This is a genomic window from Sulfuricaulis sp. (genome assembly GCF_049587675.1).
GTDB lineage: Bacteria > Pseudomonadota > Gammaproteobacteria > Acidiferrobacterales > Sulfurifustaceae > Sulfuricaulis.
Map to the genome: position 1 here is coordinate 1 of NZ_JBAVEJ010000302.1, position 1948 is coordinate 1948.

At 59.6% G+C, this 1948-nt stretch carries 3 protein-coding genes and 1 pseudogene; 3 read left to right on the forward strand and 1 reads right to left on the reverse strand.

Annotation, left to right across the window (positions count from 1 at the left end; genetic code table 11):
- Nucleotides 1-196: 196 nt before the first annotated feature.
- From WB402_RS15470 to WB402_RS15480, 3 genes and pseudogenes are all read left to right on the forward strand, one after another.
- Nucleotides 197-432: pseudogene (locus WB402_RS15470) on the forward strand (BrnT family toxin).
- A gap of 25 nt (nucleotides 433-457) precedes the next feature.
- The gene (locus WB402_RS15475; protein ID WP_424209446.1) at nucleotides 458-739 is read left to right on the forward strand and encodes a CopG family transcriptional regulator; all 282 of its coding nucleotides are present in this window, start codon (nucleotides 458-460) and stop codon (nucleotides 737-739) included.
- A 114-nt stretch (nucleotides 740-853) separates the two neighbouring features.
- The gene (locus WB402_RS15480; RefSeq protein ID WP_424209448.1) at nucleotides 854-1114 is read left to right on the forward strand and encodes a helix-turn-helix domain-containing protein; all 261 of its coding nucleotides are present in this window, start codon (nucleotides 854-856) and stop codon (nucleotides 1112-1114) included.
- A gap of 60 nt (nucleotides 1115-1174) precedes the next feature.
- Here the strand turns inward: WB402_RS15480 and thiD are convergent.
- The coding region (thiD, locus tag WB402_RS15485) for a bifunctional hydroxymethylpyrimidine kinase/phosphomethylpyrimidine kinase (RefSeq protein ID WP_424209450.1) at nucleotides 1175-1948 on the reverse strand (774 nt) is incomplete at its 5' end.

Sequence of the window (1948 nt, forward strand, 5' to 3'; positions counted from 1 at the left end):
GCTGGTTAGTCGGCTGCCTGCAATATGGCGTTTGAGCCTCACTAATATTTTTCAGGCGCAGAGCCGCCCAACAAGGCGCTCCAGGGGACGCGCCAAAAGTGGCGCGCCCCTGAGCTTGGTCGTTAGGGTTTTAAAACCCATACCATAGTATGGCAATTGGTATGGCGTAAATGCCCGTCTGTGCTACCATTCCCGCATGGCAAAAGCGCGCTTTGATTGGGATGAAAAGAAAAACCACGAGAACCAGAAGAAGCACGGCGTCTCGTTTGGGCTTGCCCAGCTGGCCTTTACCGATTCAAAGCGTGTCATTGCCGAGGACCCCACCACAGCCAAGGTAAAAAGCGGTATTACTGTATTGGCCGGGTGGGGCATGGAGTCTTAACGGTCCGCTTCACTTATCGTGAAGGTGTGATTCGTGTCATTGGCGCCTGATACTGGCGCAGAGGTAAGAGAATTCATGAAAAGCAAAGTTAAATACACAGATGAGCCGATGGGGAAACGGCGAGTGGTAGATGACTTTCTTCCTGCACCCGAGGAACTCGTACGCAAGGAAGACAACGTCAAGATCACCATGGCCCTGAGCAAATCCAGCGTAGATTTTTTCAAGGCAGAGGCAAAGAAGCATCATACTTCCTATCAGGCAATGATTCGTCGGCTGGTTGATTTTTACACTTCGCGGCACATAAAGCCCCTAACTGTTCCTTCAAGCGTACGCTCCAAACGGCGGCGCGCCGCTTAAGGCGGCGATATTCCGCAACGACGAGCTTGGTTGACATACCATTACCGCGTGGTTGCCGAGAAGCTGCTCTTCCAGGTCGCGTCGATAACCGCGCATGACTATCGGAGGCCGTAAATGAAAGAGTATCGTCCTGCCAAGAAGCGCATTACCGTCTCGGTCGGTGAGTCCGTGCGCATTCTTCGTGAACTCCAGGAGTTGAGCCAGACCCAATTGGCTCGCCTTACCGGCATTCCTCAGGCCACCATTTCGGCCATCGAGAACGATCGAGTCCGTCTGGGCGTCGAGCGGGCCAAGGTTCTCGCCCGGGCGTTGAAGTGTCATCCCGGGGTGCTGGTATTTCCCGGCTGGCAGCTGCCCGACAAAGCGGCGGCATAATACGTCGTTCTACAGAACCTCGGTCCCACTGGCGCGGGCCCTCGACCCTTTAACACGGCGTCAACCATCACTCTCGCTTTCCGGCTCATCCATCTCCCACGCCCAGTACAGCCGGTTCGGCAGCGTTTGGCCCATGCCGATGCGGAAGGCGTGTTTCAGGGTTTCCCAAGTGTATTGCAGTGATTCGCCCACGGCGTTGACCGGGTCGAGCCCGTGCGCGAGCGAGGCGGCGCAGGCCGAGGCGAGCGTGCAGCCCGAGCCATGGAAGCTGCCGGGCAGGCGCTCGAAGACGAAGGTTTCGAGCAGGCGCATGTTGCCGTACAGCCGGTGAATGACCTGCGGGGTGCTTTCATGCGTGCCGGTGATGAGCACGTATTCGCTCCCGAGCGACATCAGTTCCTGGGCGCAGGCGTCGAGCGTGTCGCCGCCGGGCGCGAGCTTGCGCGCCTCCAGGCTGTTGGGCGTGATCAGCGTGGCCTGCGGGATGATCAGGCTGCGCAGCGCCCCGTCGAGCATGTCGTCGGCCAGGGCATCGCCGCGGCCCGAGCTCTGCACCGGGTCCACGATCAACGGGATGTCGGGATAATCCTCGACGATGCTGGAGACCGCAGCAGCTACCGCGCTGTTGCCGAGCATGCCGATCTTGAAGGCCGCCACCGGCATGTCCTCCAGTACCGCGCGCGCCTGCTCGATCACGATTTCGGTTTCCATGCAACTGAATAGTTTGATTCCGGTGGTGTCCTGCGCGGTCACGGCGGTGACGACCCCGGCGCCATGGCAGCCGAGACTCGCGAGCGCGAGCACGTCGGCGGTCAGGCCGGCGCCGCCCGTGGG